20 protein-coding genes and 1 other RNA gene are annotated in these 20100 nt (G+C 38.1%); 14 read left to right on the forward strand and 7 right to left on the reverse strand.

Annotated elements, in window-relative coordinates:
* On the reverse strand, positions 1–2619 hold the full coding sequence (locus OFN91_RS02645) for a valine--tRNA ligase (RefSeq protein ID WP_270873173.1): 2619 nt from the start codon (positions 2617–2619) through the stop codon (positions 1–3).
* Positions 2620–2786: 167 nt separating this feature from the next.
* Between OFN91_RS02645 and OFN91_RS02650 the strand changes: the two genes are divergently transcribed.
* Complete coding sequence (locus tag OFN91_RS02650; protein ID WP_270873174.1) at positions 2787–4418, forward strand: cation:proton antiporter domain-containing protein; 1632 nt, start codon at positions 2787–2789, stop codon at positions 4416–4418.
* Positions 4419–4464: 46 nt separating this feature from the next.
* Positions 4465–5430 carry a methionine ABC transporter ATP-binding protein gene (locus OFN91_RS02655; RefSeq protein ID WP_270862407.1) on the forward strand — a complete coding sequence of 322 codons (966 nt, stop codon included), beginning with the start codon at positions 4465–4467 and terminating at the stop codon, positions 5428–5430.
* 113 nt (positions 5431–5543) lie between these two features.
* Here OFN91_RS02655 and OFN91_RS02660 read toward each other — a convergent pair whose 3' ends face one another.
* On the reverse strand, positions 5544–6956 hold the full coding sequence (locus OFN91_RS02660) for a DegQ family serine endoprotease (RefSeq protein WP_270873175.1): 1413 nt from the start codon (positions 6954–6956) through the stop codon (positions 5544–5546).
* A 166-nt stretch (positions 6957–7122) separates the two neighbouring features.
* Here OFN91_RS02660 and OFN91_RS02665 point away from each other — a divergent pair, with 166 nt between their 5' ends.
* The 10 genes from OFN91_RS02665 (at position 7123) to OFN91_RS02710 (ending at position 12861) form a co-directional block, all read left to right on the forward strand.
* Positions 7123–7998, forward strand: a complete 876-nt coding sequence (locus OFN91_RS02665; protein WP_270873176.1) for a DnaJ C-terminal domain-containing protein — start codon at positions 7123–7125, stop codon at positions 7996–7998.
* Between the two features lie 9 nt (positions 7999–8007).
* Positions 8008–8316, forward strand: coding sequence for a heat shock protein transcriptional repressor HspR (locus OFN91_RS02670; protein ID WP_270859439.1), 309 nt, complete (start codon positions 8008–8010; stop codon positions 8314–8316).
* Positions 8303–8479 carry a hypothetical protein gene (locus tag OFN91_RS02675; RefSeq protein ID WP_270873177.1) on the forward strand — a complete coding sequence of 59 codons (177 nt, stop codon included), beginning with the start codon at positions 8303–8305 and terminating at the stop codon, positions 8477–8479. Before OFN91_RS02670 ends, OFN91_RS02675 begins: the two co-directional genes overlap by 14 nt.
* A 101-nt stretch (positions 8480–8580) precedes the next feature.
* Positions 8581–9069, forward strand: coding sequence for a WG repeat-containing protein (locus OFN91_RS02680; RefSeq protein ID WP_270873178.1), 489 nt, complete (start codon positions 8581–8583; stop codon positions 9067–9069).
* On the forward strand, positions 9062–9724 hold the full coding sequence (locus OFN91_RS02685) for a hypothetical protein (protein WP_270873179.1): 663 nt from the start codon (positions 9062–9064) through the stop codon (positions 9722–9724). Before OFN91_RS02680 ends, OFN91_RS02685 begins: the two co-directional genes overlap by 8 nt.
* A gap of 2 nt (positions 9725–9726) precedes the next feature.
* The gene (locus OFN91_RS02690; protein WP_270873180.1) at positions 9727–10224 is read left to right on the forward strand and encodes a hypothetical protein; all 498 of its coding nucleotides are present in this window, start codon (positions 9727–9729) and stop codon (positions 10222–10224) included.
* 10 nt (positions 10225–10234) lie between these two features.
* Complete coding sequence (locus OFN91_RS02695) at positions 10235–11074, forward strand: hypothetical protein (protein WP_270873181.1); 840 nt, start codon at positions 10235–10237, stop codon at positions 11072–11074.
* Between the two features lie 33 nt (positions 11075–11107).
* Entirely contained in the window at positions 11108–11296 is a 189-nt protein-coding gene (locus OFN91_RS02700; protein WP_270866413.1) for a hypothetical protein, read from the forward strand.
* A 147-nt stretch (positions 11297–11443) separates the two neighbouring features.
* Positions 11444–12715: a hypothetical protein gene (locus OFN91_RS02705; RefSeq protein WP_270873182.1), complete on the forward strand. Its 1272-nt coding sequence runs from the start codon at positions 11444–11446 to the stop codon at positions 12713–12715.
* The gene (locus OFN91_RS02710; protein WP_270873183.1) at positions 12712–12861 is read left to right on the forward strand and encodes a hypothetical protein; all 150 of its coding nucleotides are present in this window, start codon (positions 12712–12714) and stop codon (positions 12859–12861) included. The genes OFN91_RS02705 and OFN91_RS02710 overlap by 4 nt, the downstream gene beginning before the upstream one ends.
* 75 nt (positions 12862–12936) lie before the next feature.
* On the opposite strand, the gene ftsZ is transcribed toward OFN91_RS02710, so the two are convergent.
* The 4 genes from ftsZ to OFN91_RS02730 form a co-directional block, all read right to left on the reverse strand.
* On the reverse strand, positions 12937–14097 hold the full coding sequence (ftsZ, locus tag OFN91_RS02715; RefSeq protein ID WP_270869815.1) for a cell division protein FtsZ: 1161 nt from the start codon (positions 14095–14097) through the stop codon (positions 12937–12939).
* Between the two features lie 20 nt (positions 14098–14117).
* Complete coding sequence (ftsA, locus tag OFN91_RS02720) at positions 14118–15497, reverse strand: cell division protein FtsA (protein WP_270873184.1); 1380 nt, start codon at positions 15495–15497, stop codon at positions 14118–14120.
* Entirely contained in the window at positions 15490–16947 is a 1458-nt protein-coding gene (locus OFN91_RS02725) for a peptidylprolyl isomerase (RefSeq protein WP_270873185.1), read from the reverse strand. The genes ftsA and OFN91_RS02725 overlap by 8 nt, the downstream gene beginning before the upstream one ends.
* Positions 16948–17074: 127 nt before the next feature.
* Complete coding sequence (locus tag OFN91_RS02730; protein WP_270859434.1) at positions 17075–17641, reverse strand: class II aldolase and adducin N-terminal domain-containing protein; 567 nt, start codon at positions 17639–17641, stop codon at positions 17075–17077.
* Positions 17642–17704: 63 nt separating this feature from the next.
* On the opposite strand from OFN91_RS02730, the gene rsmH reads away from it, so the two are divergent.
* Entirely contained in the window at positions 17705–18640 is a 936-nt protein-coding gene (gene rsmH, locus OFN91_RS02735) for a 16S rRNA (cytosine(1402)-N(4))-methyltransferase RsmH (protein WP_270873186.1), read from the forward strand.
* A gap of 127 nt (positions 18641–18767) precedes the next feature.
* Positions 18768–19145: a hypothetical protein gene (locus OFN91_RS02740; protein ID WP_270873187.1), complete on the forward strand. Its 378-nt coding sequence runs from the start codon at positions 18768–18770 to the stop codon at positions 19143–19145.
* Positions 19146–19627: 482 nt separating this feature from the next.
* Here OFN91_RS02740 and rnpB read toward each other — a convergent pair.
* Positions 19628–19954, reverse strand: an RNA gene (gene rnpB, locus OFN91_RS02745) — RNase P RNA component class A.
* Between the last annotated feature and the right edge of the window lie 146 nt (positions 19955–20100).

The following is a 20100-nucleotide window of genomic DNA, read 5'->3' on the forward strand; positions in this document are numbered from 1 at the left end:
TCACTTCACTCCCAAATTTGCTAGTTCGGTGCAAACTTTGTTAAATTGTTCTTTTGCGTTTGCTAGGCCATTGCGATTGGTTTCGATGACGCTAGCAGGGGCTGAGGCCATAAATTTCTCATTTCCTAGCATATTTTCTAGCTTTGTGATTTCTTTTTCAAGCTTGGTTTTTTGCGAATTCAAGCGATTTATGATAGGGTTTAAATCCACGCCTTCAAGTGCGACAAAGCTTTCTAAATTCGCACTCACATCACGCACGGCATTTGCCACAGGAGCGCTTACAAACTCTATTTCATCGCATTTGGCAAGTGTTTTGATATAATCTTTCGCCTCGCTTAAATCAAATGAGCTTAGCACAAAAGCCTTTGCGATTTTGGCATTTCCCAAATCAATCGTCGCTTTTGCCCTGCGGATGCTTACAATCGCTTCAATCACGCGCTCAAAAAGCTTTTCGATCCCTTCGTTTTGCGCCGAAGTTTTTGGGTATCTCATCATGGTTACGGATTCTCCGCTCTCCAAAGAAGTCCCGCTTAGCTCGTGATATAAATACTCGCTGATAAACGGCATAAATGGGCTAAGCAACTTCAAAGCTTCTTTAAAAATCATACCAAGCTCAGGGATTGCAGCCTTGTTTGCTTTGCTAAGCTCAATACCCCAATCGCAAAATTCGTCCCAGAAAAATTTGTATAAATCAGTCGCAGCGTCGTTGAAGCGATACGCGTCGAGATTTGCCCTGACCGAATTTACACACGCCTTAAAACGGCTTAGCATATACTCTCCAAGCTTCGTTTTAACCAAATTTTCGTCCAAATCACCGAATTTAGCCGAATTTAAAAGCAAAAATTTACTTGCGTTGTAAAGTTTATTTACGAAATTTCTATAAATCAAAAGCTTATCATCACTTAGGCGCAGATCTCGACCCTGCACGCACAAAACTGTCAGTGTAAATCGCAAAATATCGGCTGAATATTCGTCGATTTTATCGAGCGGATCGACGATATTTTTGCTTGATTTACTCATTTTTTTGCCGTCTTTGTCCTTAACTAGGGCGTGAAGATAGACATCTTTAAACGGCAGTTTGGAAGTAGCATTTTCGCATTGGAAAAACATTCTTGCAACCCAAAAGAAAAGTATGTCAAAGCCCGTAATCAGCATAGTATTTGGGTAAAATTCCTCCAAATCACTCTCATGCCATTTTTCATCTTTTAGCGCATCGCCGTTGCCCCAGCCAAGTGTCGAAATCGGCCACAAGCCACTTGAAAACCAAGTATCAAGGACATCTGGGTCTTGCGTGAATTTCGCGCTACCGCATTTTGGGCATTGGCTTGGATTTTCATTTTCGTCCGCCCACTCGTGTCCGCACTCGCAGTAAAACACAGGGATTCGGTGTCCCCACCAAAGCTGACGGCTAATGCACCAGTCTTTTAACTCTCTCATCCACGCATTAAAGCTATTTATCCAGTGCGCTGGGAAAAACTCAGCCCCACCGTCATTTACCATTTTTATGGCGTTTTTAGCGATGTCTGATTTGACAAACCACTGCTTTGAGATATAGGGTTCGACGACATTTTTACAGCGATAGCAATACCCGACTTGATTTTCGTAATCTTCGATTTTTTCGATGAAGCCCAGCTCATCAAGCTTTGCGACGATTTTATCTCTGGCTTCAAGGCGTTCAAGTCCAGCGAATTCGCCACAATATTCGTTTAAAATGCCCTTTTCATCGAAGATTGTGATAAATTCCAAATCGTGGCGATTGCCGACTTCGTAGTCATTTTGATCGTGAGCTGGGGTTACTTTTACGCAGCCTGTTCCAAACGCCATATCGACATGCTCGTCGGCGATGATTTTGATTTTTCGCCCTATAATAGGGAGCTGGACAAATTTTCCGATTAAATTTTTATAGCGTTCATCATTTGGATTTACCATGACAGCGGTATCGCCAAAATAAGTTTCAGGGCGAGTAGTCGCTACAACTATAAATTTATCTTTTTCGCCGTCCAAATAATATCGCACATAATAAAGTTTGCCTTTATTCGCCTTGTGTTCGACTTCCACATCGCTTAGGGCGCCGTCGTGAGTGCACCAATTCACCATATAATTGCCACGCACAATAAGCCCTTTTTCGTATAAATTTACAAAGGCTTTTCGCACGGCGTTTTTAAGCCCGTCGTCCATGGTAAATCTCTCTCTACTCCAAGCAGGACCCACGCCAAGACGGCGAATTTGCCTAACTATCGTGCCGCCGCTTTGCTCTTTCCACTTCCAAACATGTTTTAAAAACTCATCTCTGCCGATTTCTTCTTTTTTTATGCCTTTGGCTAAAAGTTCGCGTTCGACGACATTTTGAGTGGCGATTCCAGCGTGATCAAGCCCTGGTTGATACAGCGCTTTGTATCCGTCCATGCGTTTATAGCGCGTCATAATGTCTTGGAGTGTGCAAGTCAGCGAGTGTCCTATGTGTAAAACGCCCGTTACATTTGGTGGCGGCATCATAATGCAAAATGTTTTGCCTTTTTCTTGGATATTTTTGTTGCCGTCGATCTCGAAATAACCGCGTTCTTCCCAAATTTTATAAAATTTTTCTTCAACTTCTTTTGGATTGTAAAAATCTGCCATTTTAACTACCTTTTTATTTGATTTTAAAAACTGATGATTATAGTTAAATTTCACTAAAAACCAGTTAAAATTCGAAATTTTATCGCCGAATTTGCCCTAAATTTGCGATATTTTAAGCAAAATTTTAGTAAAATCAAAGATTTAAAATTTTCACAGAAAGGTTGCAAATGGATTTTGCTATCGAGCTATTTTTGACGATTACTGCACTTGCAATCGTTCTAAACATAGTTTTTAAAGTTTTTGAAATCCCTAGCATTATCGGATATATCGTCGCAGGTGTGTGCTTCACGCAGATTTATAGTCTTACGCGCGACGAGAGTATGTATATGTCGCAAATCGCCGAATTTGGTGTGGTTTTTCTAATGTTTAGCATAGGATTGGAGTTTAGCTTCAAGCACCTAATGAGTATGAAAAAGGATGTCTTTTTCAACGGATTTTTGCAGGTTGCAGGCACTGGGCTGATACTCACTCTCATAATAGATCAAGTTTTAAGCGAAAATATCAAAACAGCCATTATTATCGGTCTTGCGCTATCTTTAAGTTCTACTGCAATAGTGCTAAAAAGCCTAAATGACTCTGGCGAAATAAATCGCAATCACGGAAGAAAAGTACTTGGAATTTTGCTTTTCCAAGATTTGGCTGTGATTCCGATTTTGCTGATGATTGATATTTTTGCCTCCACAGATAGCACGCCTGTAAATGAGCTGATTTTGCACACCGCCATAAGTGCTGCGATTGTGATAGTCTCGCTCATAATCCTTGGCAAATTTGTCATAAATAGCCTTTTTACCTATGTCATCAAGGCAAATTCGAGGGAAATTTTTATCGCTACGGTTTTATTCGTGGTAATCGGGGCTAGCTTTTTGGCTCATGTGTTCGGATTTAGCTACACACTGGGCGCATTTATCGCTGGTATGATTATCGCTGAGACCGAATACAAGCGCGAAATTGCCGCAGGTATGAGCTCACTACGCGACATTTTGCTAGGACTTTTTTTTATCACAATCGGAATTCAGATTAAATTTGACATTATCGCCAACCACTACGGCGTGATTTTACTAGGAATTATCATTATAATGGCGTTAAAAGCAGGTATTGTATATGCGATACTCATCATATCAACTCACAAAAGAATTGCGCTCAAATCAGCCCTATCTCTGGCACAAATAGGCGAATTTGCCCTAGCGATTTTCGCACTTTTGATTTCCAAAAATTTAATAAACAAAGAAAACGCGCAAATTTTAATCGCAATCGTTGTGGCGACGATGATTTTGACACCATTTATCCTAAAAAACCTAAATCGCATCGCAAACCGCTTCGAATCCAAGGTCGAAAAACTCGAAGACGAGGTGCATAAGGTCAAAATTTCGCCTATGAAAAACCACTTCGTCATCGTCGGATACGGCAGAGTCGGACAAGAAATACTGCTTAGACTACGCGATAATGGTCTGCCATATATCGTAGCCGAAAGCGATTTGGAGCTTGTGGATCTTGGCAAATCGCGCGGGGAAAATGTGCATTTTGCCAATATGATGCAAAAAAGCGTCATCGACGAATTTAGCCTACGCCAAGCCTCTGTGATAATCCTAACGCTCACAAACCAAGAAAAACTCGATATCGTTACAAATATGCTAAATAAGGAAAATTTAAGCGCAAAAATCATTGTGATGTATTCAGGGCCGTATCGCAAGGTCGAATTAGAGGGCGAATACGGAGAGAATTTTATATTTATGAAGGAAGAGCGCATGCTGGCTGGCTCGCTTTTGCAAGAGGCGTTAAGACAAAAATTACAAAGCTAAAATTTGAAAAATTTAAGTAGAATATAGAAAAAATAAAGGAAATTTAGTGATAAAAATCGAAAATTTGCATAAAAGTTTCGGAAAATCCGAAATCATAAAAGGTGTCAGCGCCGAGATCAAAAAAGGCGAAATTTTCGCTATCGTAGGACAAAGTGGCGCGGGCAAAAGCACCCTACTTCGCTGTATAAACGGGCTAGAAAATTACCAAAGCGGTAGCCTAAAAGTCGCTGGCAAAGAGGTGGCAGATTTAAAAGGCGATGAAGTGCGCGAATTTCGCAAAAATATCGGTATGATTTTTCAACATTTCGCGCTGATGAGCCGAAAAACGGTCGCCGAAAATGTCGCCACACCGCTTAGGTTTTGGAAATTTGAGGAAGGCTATATCAAAGAGCGAGTCGCCGAACTCTTGGAGCTTGTAGGCCTCAAAGACAAAGCAAACGCCTATCCTAGCGAGCTTAGCGGTGGTCAGAAGCAAAGAGTAGCCATTGCTAGGGCATTGGCGCTAAAACCGCAAATTTTACTTAGCGACGAGGCAACCTCGGCGCTCGATCCAAACACAACGACGCAAATTTTAAATTTGCTTAAAGAAATCAACCGTTCGCTTGGCATTACGATAGTTTTGGTAACGCATGAAATGGAGGTCGTCAAAAGCATAGCCAACCGCGCCATGCTCCTAAAACACGGCGTTGTCGTGGGCTCTGGCGATATCGTGGAGCTGTTTTTGCACCCTGATGAGCATATGAAGGAATTCCTAGGCGAAGAGGAAGTGCTACCGCCAAATAATATAAATGTAAGGCTGTTTTTCCCGCCAGATGTCGCGTTTGATAGCATTATCACGCACATGGCGCACGAGCTTGGGATAAATTTTAATATCGTCTGGGGTAAGTTAGAGCGCCTGGATAAAAGCGTCGTGGGCTCGCTCGTGATAAATGTCCTACCAAGCCAACTTGAAGCTGTGGAGAAATATATCAGCAAAAAGGGCGTGATTTACGAAGTCGTGGAGAGAAAATAATTTTTCCCAAAAAATTATAATTAAAATTAAAAATAAAATCGGCGAAGTCATTTGAAATTTGACTTCGCCAAGTGAAATTTGGCAAAGCCTAAGCCCTGCCAAATTTGCCAAATTTAGCGGATTACTAACCCTTGTGGGATACCGTTTCTAATAACCCAAACTAGGACTTTTTTGCCTTTGTAAGCTTTGATATATTTGTTAAAATCATCGATATTTTCGACATCGTTTTGACCGATTTGGATAATTATATCGCCCTTTTTAAACCCATACTCGCTAGCTTTTGAATCAGCTTTTACATTTGTTACGATTGCGCCTTTTAGATCTTTATTTAGCGCATATTTTGAGCGAATTTCATCATCTAGGTTTTTAAGGCTTAGCCCCTCTAATGCGCCCTCATCGACATTTGAGCTACCAGCGTTAGATGATTTATCCATGCTATCTAGTTTGAGGGTTACTTTTTGGTTTTTGCCGTCGCGCTCAAACTCGATTTCGACCTTGCTACCTGGATTCATCGAGCCGACCAAATTTTTAAGCTCATTTGCGTTTTTGACAGGTTTGTCATCGACTTTTATAATCAAATCGCCCCTTTTAATGCCCGCTTTATCCGCTGGCAAGCCCTCTTCCACGCTCGAAATCAGCGCGCCTTCTTTGCTATTGTAAATCTCTTTTTGCTCTTTTGACATATCGCTAATCGTTACGCCGATATATCCGCGCTCGATTTTGCCGTCGCTAATGAGCTTTTTGGCGATATCTTTGACCATATTTGACGGGATTGCAAATCCGATGCCGTTGTTTCCGCCACTTCTGCTTAAAATCGCCGAATTTATACCAATGAGCGCGCCACGGCTATCGACTAACGCACCGCCTGAGTTGCCCGGATTTATCGAAGCGTCTGTTTGGATAAAATTTTCGTATTGATTAAGCCCGATATTGTTTTTATTTAGCGCAGAGACGATTCCTTGTGTAATCGTGCCACCCACGCCAAAAGGATTTCCGATAGCAAAAACTATATCGCCCTCCACAGCCTTTGACGAATCAGCAAATTTAATCGCAGATAGCCTTTTTTCCTCGATTTTGATAATCGCCAAATCGGTTTTCGAATCCGTTCCTACGACCTTGGCTTTATACTCTTTGTCATTATCGAGCAGTGTAACTACGATTTCATCGGCATTTTCGACGACATGGTTGTTTGTGACGATGTATCCGTCATCTGAGATAATCACACCTGATCCCAAAGAGCTGACCTCGCGCTCTTGTCTAGGCAGGTTAAAATCGAAAAATTGCTTAAAAAACGGATCGTTAAACATCTCCGCCATTGGGTTGTTTGCGACTTTGTGTTTTGATTTGGTCGAGATATTTACGACAGATTTTTTCGCCTCGGCAATCGAGCTGTGGTATGAGAGAACGACATCCTTGCTAAACTCAGGATTTACGCGATCAAATTTCGCCCCAGCCTCGCTGATATCGATATTCGCGCCAAAAAGCGAAGCGCTAAGTGCCAAAGATAGCAAAATGGTTTTTTTCATTTAAATTCCTTTTGAATAAAATTTTCGTGCAATTATAAATTTCTAGGGCTAATATTTGTTTAATGTAATTACAAGATTTATAAACAAAATATATTAAACTTGATTGACATAGACTAAACTTTTATGATATAATCAATATAAAATTTAGACAAAAAAGGAAGGTAAAATGGCAAATTCTAGCCTTTATGAGACTCTCGGCATTAGCAAATCTGCCAGTGCTGACGAGATTAAAAAAGCCTATCGCAGGCTTGCTAGAAAGTATCACCCAGATATCAACAAAGACCCCGGCGCAGAGGAAAAATTCAAAGAAATCAACGCAGCATATGAAATTTTAAGCGATGAGAAAAAACGCGCTCAGTATGACCAATACGGCGATTCTATGTTTGGCGGTCAAAATTTCCACGATTTCGCCAAGGGTTCGGCTGGCATGGGCGATTTAAATGACATTTTAAACAGCATTTTTGGCGGATTTTCTGGCGCAAAAAGCTCACGCGGGGGCTTTGATTTTGGTGGCGGATTTAATCCGTTTGGATTTAACTCTAATTTTAGTATGGATTTGGACAGACATAGCGCGATTGAAATTCCATTTGATACAGCCATAAATGGCGGGGAGATGAGCGTAAATTTAAATGGTGAAAATATCAAATTTAAAGTCCCAGCAGGGATAAATACTGGCGAAAAACTACGAATTAGAGGCAAAGGAAATTCAAACGGTAACCAAAATGGAGATTTGATCTTAGAGATTAAAATTTCGCCAAGTAGTGAATACGAGAGAAACGGCGATGATTTGAGCAAAAAAATCGATGTCCCGCTAAAAACTGCGCTTTTTGGTGGCAAAATCGAAGTTCAAACCCCCAAAAAAACAGCCACGATTAAAATCAGTAAAAACACCAAAAATGGACAGAAATATCGTCTCAAAGGCTATGGTGTGCAAAACCGCAAAACCAAAATTTTAGGCGACCTCTACGCCGTAGTAAATATCGTCTTGCCAGACGCCGATAGCCTAAGCGACGAGGTTCGCGAGGCATTAGAAAGCTTATAAGGAGAGAATATGCACGATTATGACGAGCCGGTTTATCTAATCTCAATCGTAGCCAAGGTGCTAGATATCCACCCCCAAACCCTGCGCCAATACGAACGCGAAGGGCTAGTCAAGCCGGGCAGGACGGACGGCAAAATGAGGCTGTATTCGGCGCGCGATATGGATAAAATCCGTATGATAGTAAATCTCACAAAGGAGCTCGGCGTGAATTTAGCGGGCGTGGATGTGATTTTTAGACTGCAAGATCAAATCAGCGAATACGAAAAAGAGATCGAAATTTTGCGCAGCAAAATCTTAGAACTCGGTGGCGAGATTTGAAAATTTAGCGAAATTTGAAATTTTGAGCTATGAGCCAAATTTGCTAAATTTCGATAAATTTCGCCAAATTTCCCCCTGTAATTCGATAAATTCCCCAAATTTCCCAGCGATAAATTTGACAAATTTTAAATTCCACCCAAAACTACGAAGTCTTATCTACTAATTTGCAAAAATCTTTTTCATCGAAACGATTAAAATTTTAAGTTTTTTTTATGGGGGGGGGGGGGGGTAAAATAAACGAATTTTTTTAAAAAAGGAGTTTAAATGGGATTAATAGCATTTAAAGAAAATAGAAAAATTGGTTTTAAAAACGAAAAAGGCGATATTGTTATTTCTTGCAAATACGACGAAATTTGGGACAATAACAAAGAAAGCATGATTAAGGTTATGGCAAATAATAAATTTGGTTTTGTCGATAAAAAAAATGAATTTTCCATACCTTGCCAATACGATGATGTTGGTATTTTTAGTTGCGATATGGTTTCTGTATGTAAAAATCAAAAATGGGGAGTTATAGACAAAAAAGGAAAAAAAATAGTAGATTTTATTTATGATTTTATTGAATATTTTAGTGAAGACTTAGCACCAGTTTGCATAAACGACAAATGGCATTATATAAATAAGTCAGGTAAAGAAGTTATCAAGCATGATTTTGATTTTGCTGGACATTTCAATAACGGTATAGCCGAAGTAAAAAAAGATGGCAAAAAGTATTTTATAGATAAAAACGGATTGGTGGTTAATCATGTTTGATCCAATGACATGGGCTATTTTTGTTTTTATAGTAAAAGGTCTACAAGCGCTATTTTCTTCTGGCGAAAAAACAATAACCAGTTCATCGGGCAAAAACATTAAAATTAAGTTAGAAGATACACCAAAAATATTGTTAGACGGCAATCAAGAAAGCGGAAAAGATACTCTAATCCATATATTGCAAGGAAAAGGTTTTAGAGACAATTATGAAGCAACTACGATAAGTAAAGATGAATGGGTTAAAGCAAACAATTCATTGTATTTAATAAAAAATGTAGCTGGTTCAAAAGCTGCTCGCATGGCAAAAGAAAAAATAAGGCAAATAGCTTTTGAAGAAAGCAGGGAACAAGATGGCGTAGTTACTTTTGTTTATGTTTTTGATGCTTCTAAATTTGTTAGCAATAAAAAAGCAGAAAAACAAATAATAAATGAAATAGATATTTTTAAAGAAGAAATTTTTGAAGAAAATCATAAACATAAAAGAAAGAATAAAATAAGATTGAAAATACTTGGAACTCGTGGAGATCAAATCGAAACTACAAAAATTAACAATATAGAAAACACTATAAAAATAAAAATATTAGTTGATTGCAAAGTATTTGATATGACAAAAAATCCACAAGACGCATTAATGAATTTTATTATAGGAGATTAAAAATGATTAAGATAACAATACAAGGCAAAAACCAAGAAGAAAATCAATTGGCTTGGGAAAATGGAAAAACAGTGCAAGGCGAAATGGAGTTACAAGAAAATTATTATGAAATATCACAAGTCATGGAAAAATATGATTTTGTGCGTAATGGAGTTGAAGAAGCAAAACTTACACAAAATATAAATTTAATGTATATTTTTCACCCCGAAAAAGACGATATAGGGCGAGTTAGAGTTGCTATGATTATTTGGGATAATAACTCTGACCAAAACGAAATAGAACAAACAGTAAAATTGGCAGGACTTGAATATCAAAGATTTTTGCAAATTAAAACCGAGGCAAAAACTAAAAATCTAAAACAAACTGCTAAATATATATTAATTGGTGGCGGAATAGGACTATTAGTCGGTGCTGTTGCGACCGATACAGCCCTAAAAGCTATAACTTACAGTGTAATTGGCTCTATCGGAGGTTATGCTGTAAAAACTTTTACAAAATAAAGGATAAAAAATGCAAGAAAAAAATGAGCTACTTTCTATTCCTGCCAAAACAGAAATTTTGGTTTTAGACGATATGACAAAAGAAAAATATAGTATAAGTCCAAAAAGATCGGAACCACTAACAAAAGGATACGAAATGATTTTGGCAGAAGATGAACGATTTAGGGATTATTTTGTCAAAAAAGAAAATAAAGTTATATGTCCTATACAAAATTTAAACGAAAATTTATATTTAGTTCATTCTGGTATTAGGAATAATTTGTATTTTCCTTTAAAAGATTTTCAAATTTTATATAGAGATGAATTAAGAACAATTTTGAGCGATATGTCAAAGAGAATGGGTATAAAAAAATATGAATTTGAATATTTTGAACAAGAGATAAATTTAGAAAAATTTAGAAAAGATTTAAATATCGGAGCTGGTGGAGAATATAAAGCGGTTAAAGCTTCGGCTAAATTTTCAAAAGAAGTTTCACGGAGCAAAGAAGCAAAAGCTTATGAAGGAAAATTTATAAAAGGGGAATTTCCAAATTCTGTTGCAGTTTCAAAAGAAGAGTTGCAAAAATTTATAGATAAAGAGCAAATAAATTTATCTGCTTTACCGCCTGAATTTGCTAGTGAGGTGAAGTATTATTTGGACTATGGCGTAATAAATGCAAAAGGTGGTTCGCTAGAACAAACGGAAGAAATGGCTACTTCTTTACAAAAATGCGCAAATTCTCTGGTAAATATGTCGCTAAATGTCGGCGTGGCTGGTTTTTTAAGAGCAGGTGTTGAAGCGAATTTTATAAACGAAAGCGAGACTTCTTACTCATTTTACAGCAAAATTCGCTGGAAATTGGAGTTTTAATTAAACAAAATTTTTAAATAAAAAGGGGCAAAAATGATAACCCTAGCGATAATAAAAGGCTCGACACTTTTTGTGTATAACGGCTCGAAGTTGCTTTTCAGTAGAAGTGCGGTTGGCGTTACGCTTCTTGGCTTTACAGCCAGTAGCGTAACACTAGCTAGCAAAACCAGCATTTACACTTACGATGAAAAAGGCAGACAGATAAGCATGCGACCAAGATAATCGTATGATTTTGTGATAGGCAAATATGTCCCAAGCAGAAAATTTAACAATAACCCAAATACATATTTTGATAAACCCCTACAAAAAAAGGATCACAAATAAAACTAGCCAAATTTTACGAATTAAGAGATGAAAAAGGAGAATTAAATGCAAGATTTTAATCTAACAAAACTAAATTTGCCAAGCGATGAAGTCGGAATTTATTTAAAAATCGATGAAGTATTAAGCGGTGACATAGATACTCAGTTTTGCGGTATTCCCGATATTTATACCACAAGAGAAAAAATAAAATCTCAAATTTTTTCAAACTGGGTTAAGCTAAATTCGCAAAGAGATAAATTTGAAAAGTTATATCCAAATTTGTTTAAATTCGAAAAATATAATGACGGATATCAAAGCGCAAATACCGAAAGCCTAACACGCTGTATAGAACGATATTTTGATGAAGGGACACAATTTAATGTGGGCTTAAAATCAAGCTTCGGTCATATACAATGGTGGGTTGGTTTGGAAGAAAACAATTCTTGTAAGCTCGACATAAAAGAGATTTTATCTCAATATATCCAAAAAGCAAAAACAATATGCGAATTTGTTGATACCTTAAAAAATTTAACGAAAGATGAGTTTTTGTCGCTAGATAGAAAATTGCCTCTTAAAGATAAATTTAAAATTTTAATTTTAAAAAAGAATAAATATTTGCAAAATAATCAAGAGCAATTCGATTTATTGTTAGATTTAGTTTTAAAGCGCGGAAAGGATTTTTCAGGCGTTTTAAGCAACAAAAATACTATAAAACTAGAAAATGAAAGCGAGAAATTAAAGCCTTTTTATGAAGCGATAGAAGATATGTTAAAAAATTTGCCGATAAACATTTCTAGCGACGAGCTTTCAGACGATATTAAAAATAAGCTAATGCAAGAAATATTACTAGATGAGACGGATTGTAGTTTTGTGGCATTGTATCAGCATTTGCATGTGTTTGCCAACCCAAATGTATTTTATATATACACACATTTTGCGGATACTACCTTGAAATTTCGAGCACTCGTTATACAAAATATTCTTGGTTTGCTAAAATTTTTGGCGGACGATACGCCTAGCCTATTTCCGTATATTTCTACAATGATTTTGCACCCAGTTTGGTGGATGAAATTATTAACGCCTAAACCAGATCTTATGAAAATCGCATTTCATGGTTTTGATGAAGAAGCACAAATAGTAAGTCTATTTCATTATGAAAATTGGCACTATATAACAGAAGAAAAAGATAGACAACAATTAAACAAAATCATAAAGTCTATAAACACAGAAAATTTGAAGCAAATCACAGAAATTTGCAAAAAATTGACAAAAGAAGAAGTTGAATTTTTGGTATGTGCGTTTAATAAGATTGAAAAATTTTACAAGGAAGAAAAATGATAACCCTAGCTACGATAAAAGGCTTGGTGCTGGTGGTGCATTTTGCTAGACACATGACAATGAATTTAACGCATTTTAAATACGAGAAACCACGCTCAAAATCCAAGCTCGTATTGCATGAAACAAAGGCTTATAAAATTTTCTAAATTTTAAAATTTATCTAAATCAAACCGGTGCGCGGGGTGCGCACCGATAATAGAAGAATTGCTTTTAAAGGATTATTAATCCATTTGTTTGCGTAAAAATGTCGGCTCTTCTAACTCATCATAAGTTTCATCGCCGTTGAAATCGCCACTAGCTACTTTTTGTTTAGCGAAAAATGAGGTTCTAGCGTAGCTTTCTATGATAGCTTGTCTGCTATCAGCGACGCTTTGTTTAGTTACTTGCTTTTTTTCAGCTGCGCTCTTTTCGAAGCCAGTAGCTATCAGAGTAACCTCTACGCGGTTGTTTTCGATACTATCATCTGTTGTCGTTCCAAAGATTATATCCGCGTCCTCGCTGACAGCCTCTCTGATGATATTCATAGCGCACTCGATTTCGATAAGCGAGCAATCAGGTGAAATTTTGAAATGAACCAAAACGCCTTGTGCGCCGTTGATTGAAACATTATCAAGTAGCGGTGATTGGATAGCTGCTTTTATCGCTTCCTCTGCTGCGTCCTCGCCGTCGCATACACCTGTGCCCATTAGCGCCATACCGCGGTGTTGCATTACCTTGCGAACATCAGCATAATCCACATTCATATCGCTATCGCCTGATTCTAAAATCACAGAAATCATACCATTTACAGCTTGTGCTAGGACATTATCGACCTTTTTGTAAGCCTCTTTGATACCTGTTTTTTTATCAATGATTTTCAACAAATTTTGATTTGGGATTACGATTACAGAATCGCACTCTTTTTTAAGCTCTTCTAAGCCCTCTTGCGCTAGGCGCATGCGTTTTTTACCCTCGAAATCAAACGGAGTTGTAACGATACCGATTGTTAGGGCCTTTTTCTCCTTAGCAGCTTTTGCTACGATTGGAGCCGCGCCAGTGCCTGTGCCACCGCCAAAACCAGAGCCTACAAAGACCATATCAGCGTAATCTAGGCGATCTTTTAGATCCTCATAGCTCTCCTCAGCAGCGCCACGACCCATAGTAGGATCCATACCGCAACCAAGCCCTCTGGTTAAATTTGGTCCAAGTTGAATTCTAGTTTTTGCAATTGATTTTTCTAGTGCTTGAACATCTGTGTTAGCTACCATAAGCTCGACATCAGCCTTAGTAAAACCCTCTCTAATCATGTGATTAATCATATTGCAACCGCCGCCGCCGACGCCGATTACTTTCATTTTAGCGCCATAAACACCTTTGTTTTCTTCCACAATAAATCCTTTCATTGCAATCTCCTCTATTAAATTTAAAAGCTATTTTTTATCATTGTCATAAATTTTTCAAACATATTTGGCTTCTTTTTCTCTGGAAGCCCAATGCCCAGCCCGCCGTTATTTGCCATAGTGTTAGTGTTAGTAACACTGCTTTTTACCTCTTCTGTTTCTATCGCTTGCGTTACTTCTTTTTCATAGTATGTCGAACTCTCTCTGCTTGTAGAGATTTTTATAGTTTCGTCTTTGTAACGAAGCTCGCCGTTAGAATCAATCTCATACGGCGTAAAATCGCCAAATCCATACATACAAAGTCCAACCGCACAAGCATTAGCGCTATCATAAGAAATCTCAGAAAGCCCACTAACGCTCTTTGGTCTAGCCACTCTAACAGATATGTTATCAAAAACCATAGTGCCTAGGTCTCTGACATCATCTAGCTTAGCCATACCACCAGTGATGACTACGCCAGCACCAAGCCTGTCTTTGTAGCCACTTTTATCTATTTTATCGGCTAAAAGATCGAAAATTTCCTTAACTCTTGCTAATATTACTTGCGAAATAATTTCAAGGGAAATCAACTTGCTCTCATCTTCCCTTTCACCCATGATAGGCAAATTTACCTCGCTGTCGCCCTCGTTTATCAAATCATTATATGTGATTTTTATATTTTCTGCATAAGGTAGCGGTGTGTGAAGCGCGCGAGAAAGGTCGTTAGTGATGTTATTCGAACCTAACATAACAACATCGTTATAACGCAATGAATTGCCTAGGTGAATAACCACATCGCAAGTCGCTCCACCCATATCTATAAGCACTACACCTAACTCTTTTTCATCTTTTGTTAGCGCAGAAATTGATGAGGCATAGCCAGATAAGACTATATTGCTAACCTTTACCCCTGCCATTTCTACTGATTTTTTCAAATTTTGGATTGAGCTTTTTGGAGCGATTATGATATGAACCGATACTTCTAGCCTCGATCCACTCATGCCAAGAGGATCTTCTATATGCTCTTGCTCGTCGATTTTGAAATCATAAGGAAGCACATGCAAAATAGTATAGTCGTTCGGGACATTGGCTTGCGCTTGGGCTACCTTCATAGCGCGATCTATCTCGTGGATACCGATCTCACGCTCCATAGTGATTACGCCACGCGATTTGACACTTTTGGCATACGAACCAGATATCGAAACCACCGCTCTATCGTAGTTGCGACCAGCACTTTTGATAGCGCCTTTTACAGCTTGTTTGATTGAGCTAGCAGCCTGCTCGATGTTAGTAATCACACCCTTTTTTATACCTAAGGTATCAGCTACACCTACTCCGCTAATGCTCAACTCGCCGTCATTTTTGGCTATTAAAGCACGAATTTTGTTAGACCCGATGTCTAAGCCTAAGATATACTCACTCACTATCTCTACCTTTATAATATCTTTCGAGTTTATAACGCTTTTCAAGAAGTTTTAACAAATCGCCTTGGAGATTTGAATTTATCATACCGTCGATTCTTTGCGCCACCATAGATTTGTTTTCGTTTATGCTAGTATCATCACCTAAGCTTTGTTCTGTGATTTTATAGACCAAAGCCTTATCGTCAAAAAGCACAACGCCCTCTTTGGCTGGTTTAGAAAACATTTCGCTGATAAATTTATAAAATTCATCATCTCTAAGCGAAGTTGTATTTTGTGAATTTAGCGTAAATTTGCCAAATTGGGTTCCTTTGAAATCTTTAAGTGCGTTTTGCGCATTTTCGTTTAAAACCTCGCTAGCCCTAACCACGCGGTAATCAGCCGCCGCTAACTCTTTTGCCTCTTCGAAACTAAGAGGTTTTGGCTCGTCTATGCTAGCGATTTTTACGATTAAATTTCCGTCATTGTAAGCAAAAGGTTTTAAAATCTCGCCGACCTTAGCCTCTCCAAGCTCACCCACAGGAAATGTGCTAGGCGTGGCGATAATGGTTTCATTGGTATCAGCTTCGCCTTTTTTGATTTCCAAATATTTTTTTAGCGCTGTTTTTTTGGCTTGATCGACGCTAAAATCCTTTATCACGCTATCTTTTGCTGCGGCGAAATCTAGCACCTTATCATCGCTTCCACGATATGCTGAGCGATTTTCGTTATAAAATTTTTCCAGCTCGGCGTCGCTAGCCTCTGCTGTTTTAGTCGGCATGAAGTATGTATTTAGGGTGTATTTTTTCTCACTCATATAGTGATTTTTTTCGCCCTCCCAAAATTTCTTTAACTCATCGTCGCTAAAACTGACATTATCATCAGCGTAAATCATCTGCGCTTGCACGCTATCTTGCACCAAACCAGAGGCCGTGATAGCCTCGACGATATCCATATTTGGCACGACTTTTATCGCATCGCTAAGCTTTTCTAGCGTGATTGCTTTTTGTAAATTTCGCTCAAATTCTTTTTTGGTAAGACCCGAATTTTTGACGCTATTATCGTATAAAGTCTGATTAAAAACGCCATTTTCTTGGAAGGCTGGCGCATTTACCACAAACTGGGCCACATCTTTTTCCGTAGCCCTTAGCCCCAAATCGTTAGCGAAATTTAAAAAATATGCCTCTTTAATAAGCTCGTTTGCAGCGATTTCGTCTAGGCGCATTTGATCGGCTTGCTCCCTAGTAAATCTGCCGTCACTCATGCTATAAAGACGATTGTAAAGCTCAGAATATTTCGTATTTAGTTCTTGGTTAGTAACAGAAATTTGTCCTACTTTGGCGATAGAACCAGCTCTGTTTGCGTTCATATCATACGCGCCCCAGCCCACAAAACCAGCACCGACGAAAGCTATCGTGCTAATCCAGATAGTAGGTATGAGCGACTTTTTATGCTTTTGCATCCAATTGATCATAAATTATTTCCCTTTAATCAACTAACAAAATGTGTTAGTATTATACAGATAAAAACCTTATGTAACACTGAAAAATAGGCATTTTTGTCATTTTATAACGCGTTAGTAACATTTTTTTACAAAAAAGTTAATTATGGTTTAGTAAAAGCATTTTGCAACTATTTTCCAAAACCGCGATTTTTTTCGCAAGGCTCTGCGCGCTTCTGGCATACGCAAACACGCCATATCCTCTAACCACGATGATATCACTATTTTCGCTCATCATATAATTGTAAATTTCGTGCGGTGCCCTATCGTGCCAATCATCGTAATTTTTCGGATCGTAAATTTCAAGCCGTTTTATGATAGTCGCACCATAATAATCGCGCGGTATGATAAAGTCGTGTTCTAAGGTATATGCAAGCAAATACGGCGGCATAGCGTAAGCAACGAATTTGGCTTCTTTAATATTTTTATATATATTTAAATGTATATCACTATCTATACTCGCCTCTTCCCAGCGATAATCTTTTTTGGCAAACAACGCCACGAAATCGTCCAAGCCTAGGCTATCAAAAATGGCATTTTTTTTGTTGATAATGAATTGATTATCCTTAACTTTGGCTGAAATCGAGCCGTGAAAAATGCCAAAAAGCTCCTTTCTAAACATCGAAAGCGAAATTCTACGCAAAATTTCGTAATAATACTCGTCCATTTTTTACCTTTTACCTAAAAAATGCGCTATTATACTAAACTAGAAATTTTAAAAGGATTAAGTTTGCAAATTCCTCATATTCCAGTTTTATTTAACGAAACACTTAGCGCATTTTCGGACACCCAGAGTGGCTACATACTTGATTGCACCCTAGGGTACGCAGGACATAGCCAAGGTATCTTGCAAAGCCTACCAAATGTCCATTTAATCGCATGTGATAGAGATAGCGAGGCGATAAATTTTTCGAGTAAAAGGCTAGAAAATTTCAAAGATCGCGTGCAAATCCATAAGGCAAAATTTAGTGAAATTTTAAAAATTTTGCCAGATGAAAAAATCAAAAACATAAGGGGAATTTTAGCCGATATCGGCGTTTCATCGCTTCAAATCGACAAAAATGAGCGCGGTTTTGGGCTAGGAAGCGATGAACTAGATATGCGTATGGACAGCTCCTGCTCAAAAGATGCAAAATTTATAGTAAATAATTATACAAAAGATGAACTTACACGGATTTTGCGCGAATATGGCGAGCTACCAAACGCATATCAAATCGCTGAAAAAATTATCCAAGCACGCAAACTCTCACCTATTACCAGCGCGAAAGATTTGGCGCAAATAATCGGCACTAAACCCGCCAAAAACAGAAGCGTAAGCCCTGCAATCCTCGCATTTCAGGCAATCAGAATCGAGGTAAATAACGAACTTGGCGAGCTTGGCGAGCTTTTAAATTTAATCGAACAAAAAGCAAAAAATAAAGTCTTAACTAATGCAAAAATTGCTATAATCTCCTTTCACTCGCTCGAAGATCGTATCGTAAAAACGCGTTTTAAAGAGTGGGAAAAAGCGTGTATTTGCCCAGAATTTGCACTAAAATGCGAGTGTGGAGCTAACCACAATCTAGGCAAAATCATAAGCAAAAAGCCAATCACCGCTAGCAGCGAAGAGCTAGCGCAAAATTCTCGCGCAAGCAGTGCGAAGCTGAGAATTTTTCAGATAAAATAGCCAATTTAGGCTATTTTAGTAAAATTTTATTAAAAATTATAAGCAAAATTTTGTGTAAAATATTATGCTAAATTTTACTTATAATTTTTCGAATTTTGAAAATTTTAAAATTTAAATGGAGAAAATTTTGAATAACGAATATGATTTTATCATAAATAATTCCGTCCCAAACAGAACCAAATCCGCGCCCAAGACGAGCGAATATATCAGCGACGAACAAAACCAAATTTTGCAAAACTACCAAACCACAAATTTCAAAGAGGTAAATTTATCCTTAAACAAACTTTTGATGACCTACTTGGTGATGATGTTTGTATTTTTGCTAACCGTGCCGGCGATTTTTATCCGAAACGAGATTTACTACATTTCGCGCGACATCGCAGAGCTTCGCACCAAACACGAGGTCCTACTCGAAGAAAACCGCGCGCTTAAAAACAATATCGAGTTTTTGCGCTTCAAAAAAGAGATTATCGACGCCGTCAATCTCGATGACCAACCAAACTAACGCCCATTTTGGCTAACTAACGCACTAACTAACAAAAAATTTATGTGATTAATTTTAAATTTATTTCGCTACCGCAAGTCTGAAACACTGCCCCGAAATTTTGATTTGCCATTTAATCTGTCATTGCGAGAATTTTGCGTTAGCAAAATTCGTGGCAATCTACGAGCTAAAATCACCGAACGATAAATTCGCAAAATTTATAAAATTCCGTAAATTTCAAAATTTTAGCAAACAAACTAACTCTAAATTTTACACTCATAGATTGCTTCGCTTCGCTCGCAATGACAAATGTGGCGCAAAATTTAAACAGAAAACATACTTTAAATTTTACCGAATTGCTTCGTCGCTATAAAAAACAACTTCTCGCAGTGATAGCAAATTTGCGAACTCTAAATTTTAAACTCATAGATTGCTTCGCTTCGCTCGCAATGACAAATTCAACTACATTTACTATTATTATTGTGGAAATTTTGCAAAAATAAATAAAAGGCGTGGCTATAAGCCGAGTTCTGTCTGTGCGGTCATTTATCTACACTGGTTTTTGCAAACCAGTTCTAGCGAATAGTATTTCATAAGACCTTACCTTCTATTCTTGCTGCGAGTTGGGTTTGCACTGCCGCCCATGTCTCCATGCGCGCGGTGGGCTCTTACCCCGCCCTTTCACCCTTACCACAGCGCGAACGCTGTGGCGGTTTGCTTTCTGTTGCACTTTCCCTATGGTTTCCCACGGCGTCCGTTAGACGCAACTCTGTCTTATTGCAGCTCGGACTTTCCTCTTGTTTATCACAAGCGACCGCTCGCCACGCCGAAGCGCAATTATAGCCTTTTATGCTTAAATTTCACAATCGCCAAATTTGGAAAAATTTGTAAATTTTAAACTATGAGCTAGAATTTTAAAATTTAAAATTCTCTGAAATTTTGCCATTTACCATACTCTTAATTTTAGCTTTGTAGA

This window comes from Campylobacter sp. JMF_08 NE1 (assembly GCF_027737875.1).
Taxonomy (GTDB): domain Bacteria; phylum Campylobacterota; class Campylobacteria; order Campylobacterales; family Campylobacteraceae; genus Campylobacter_B.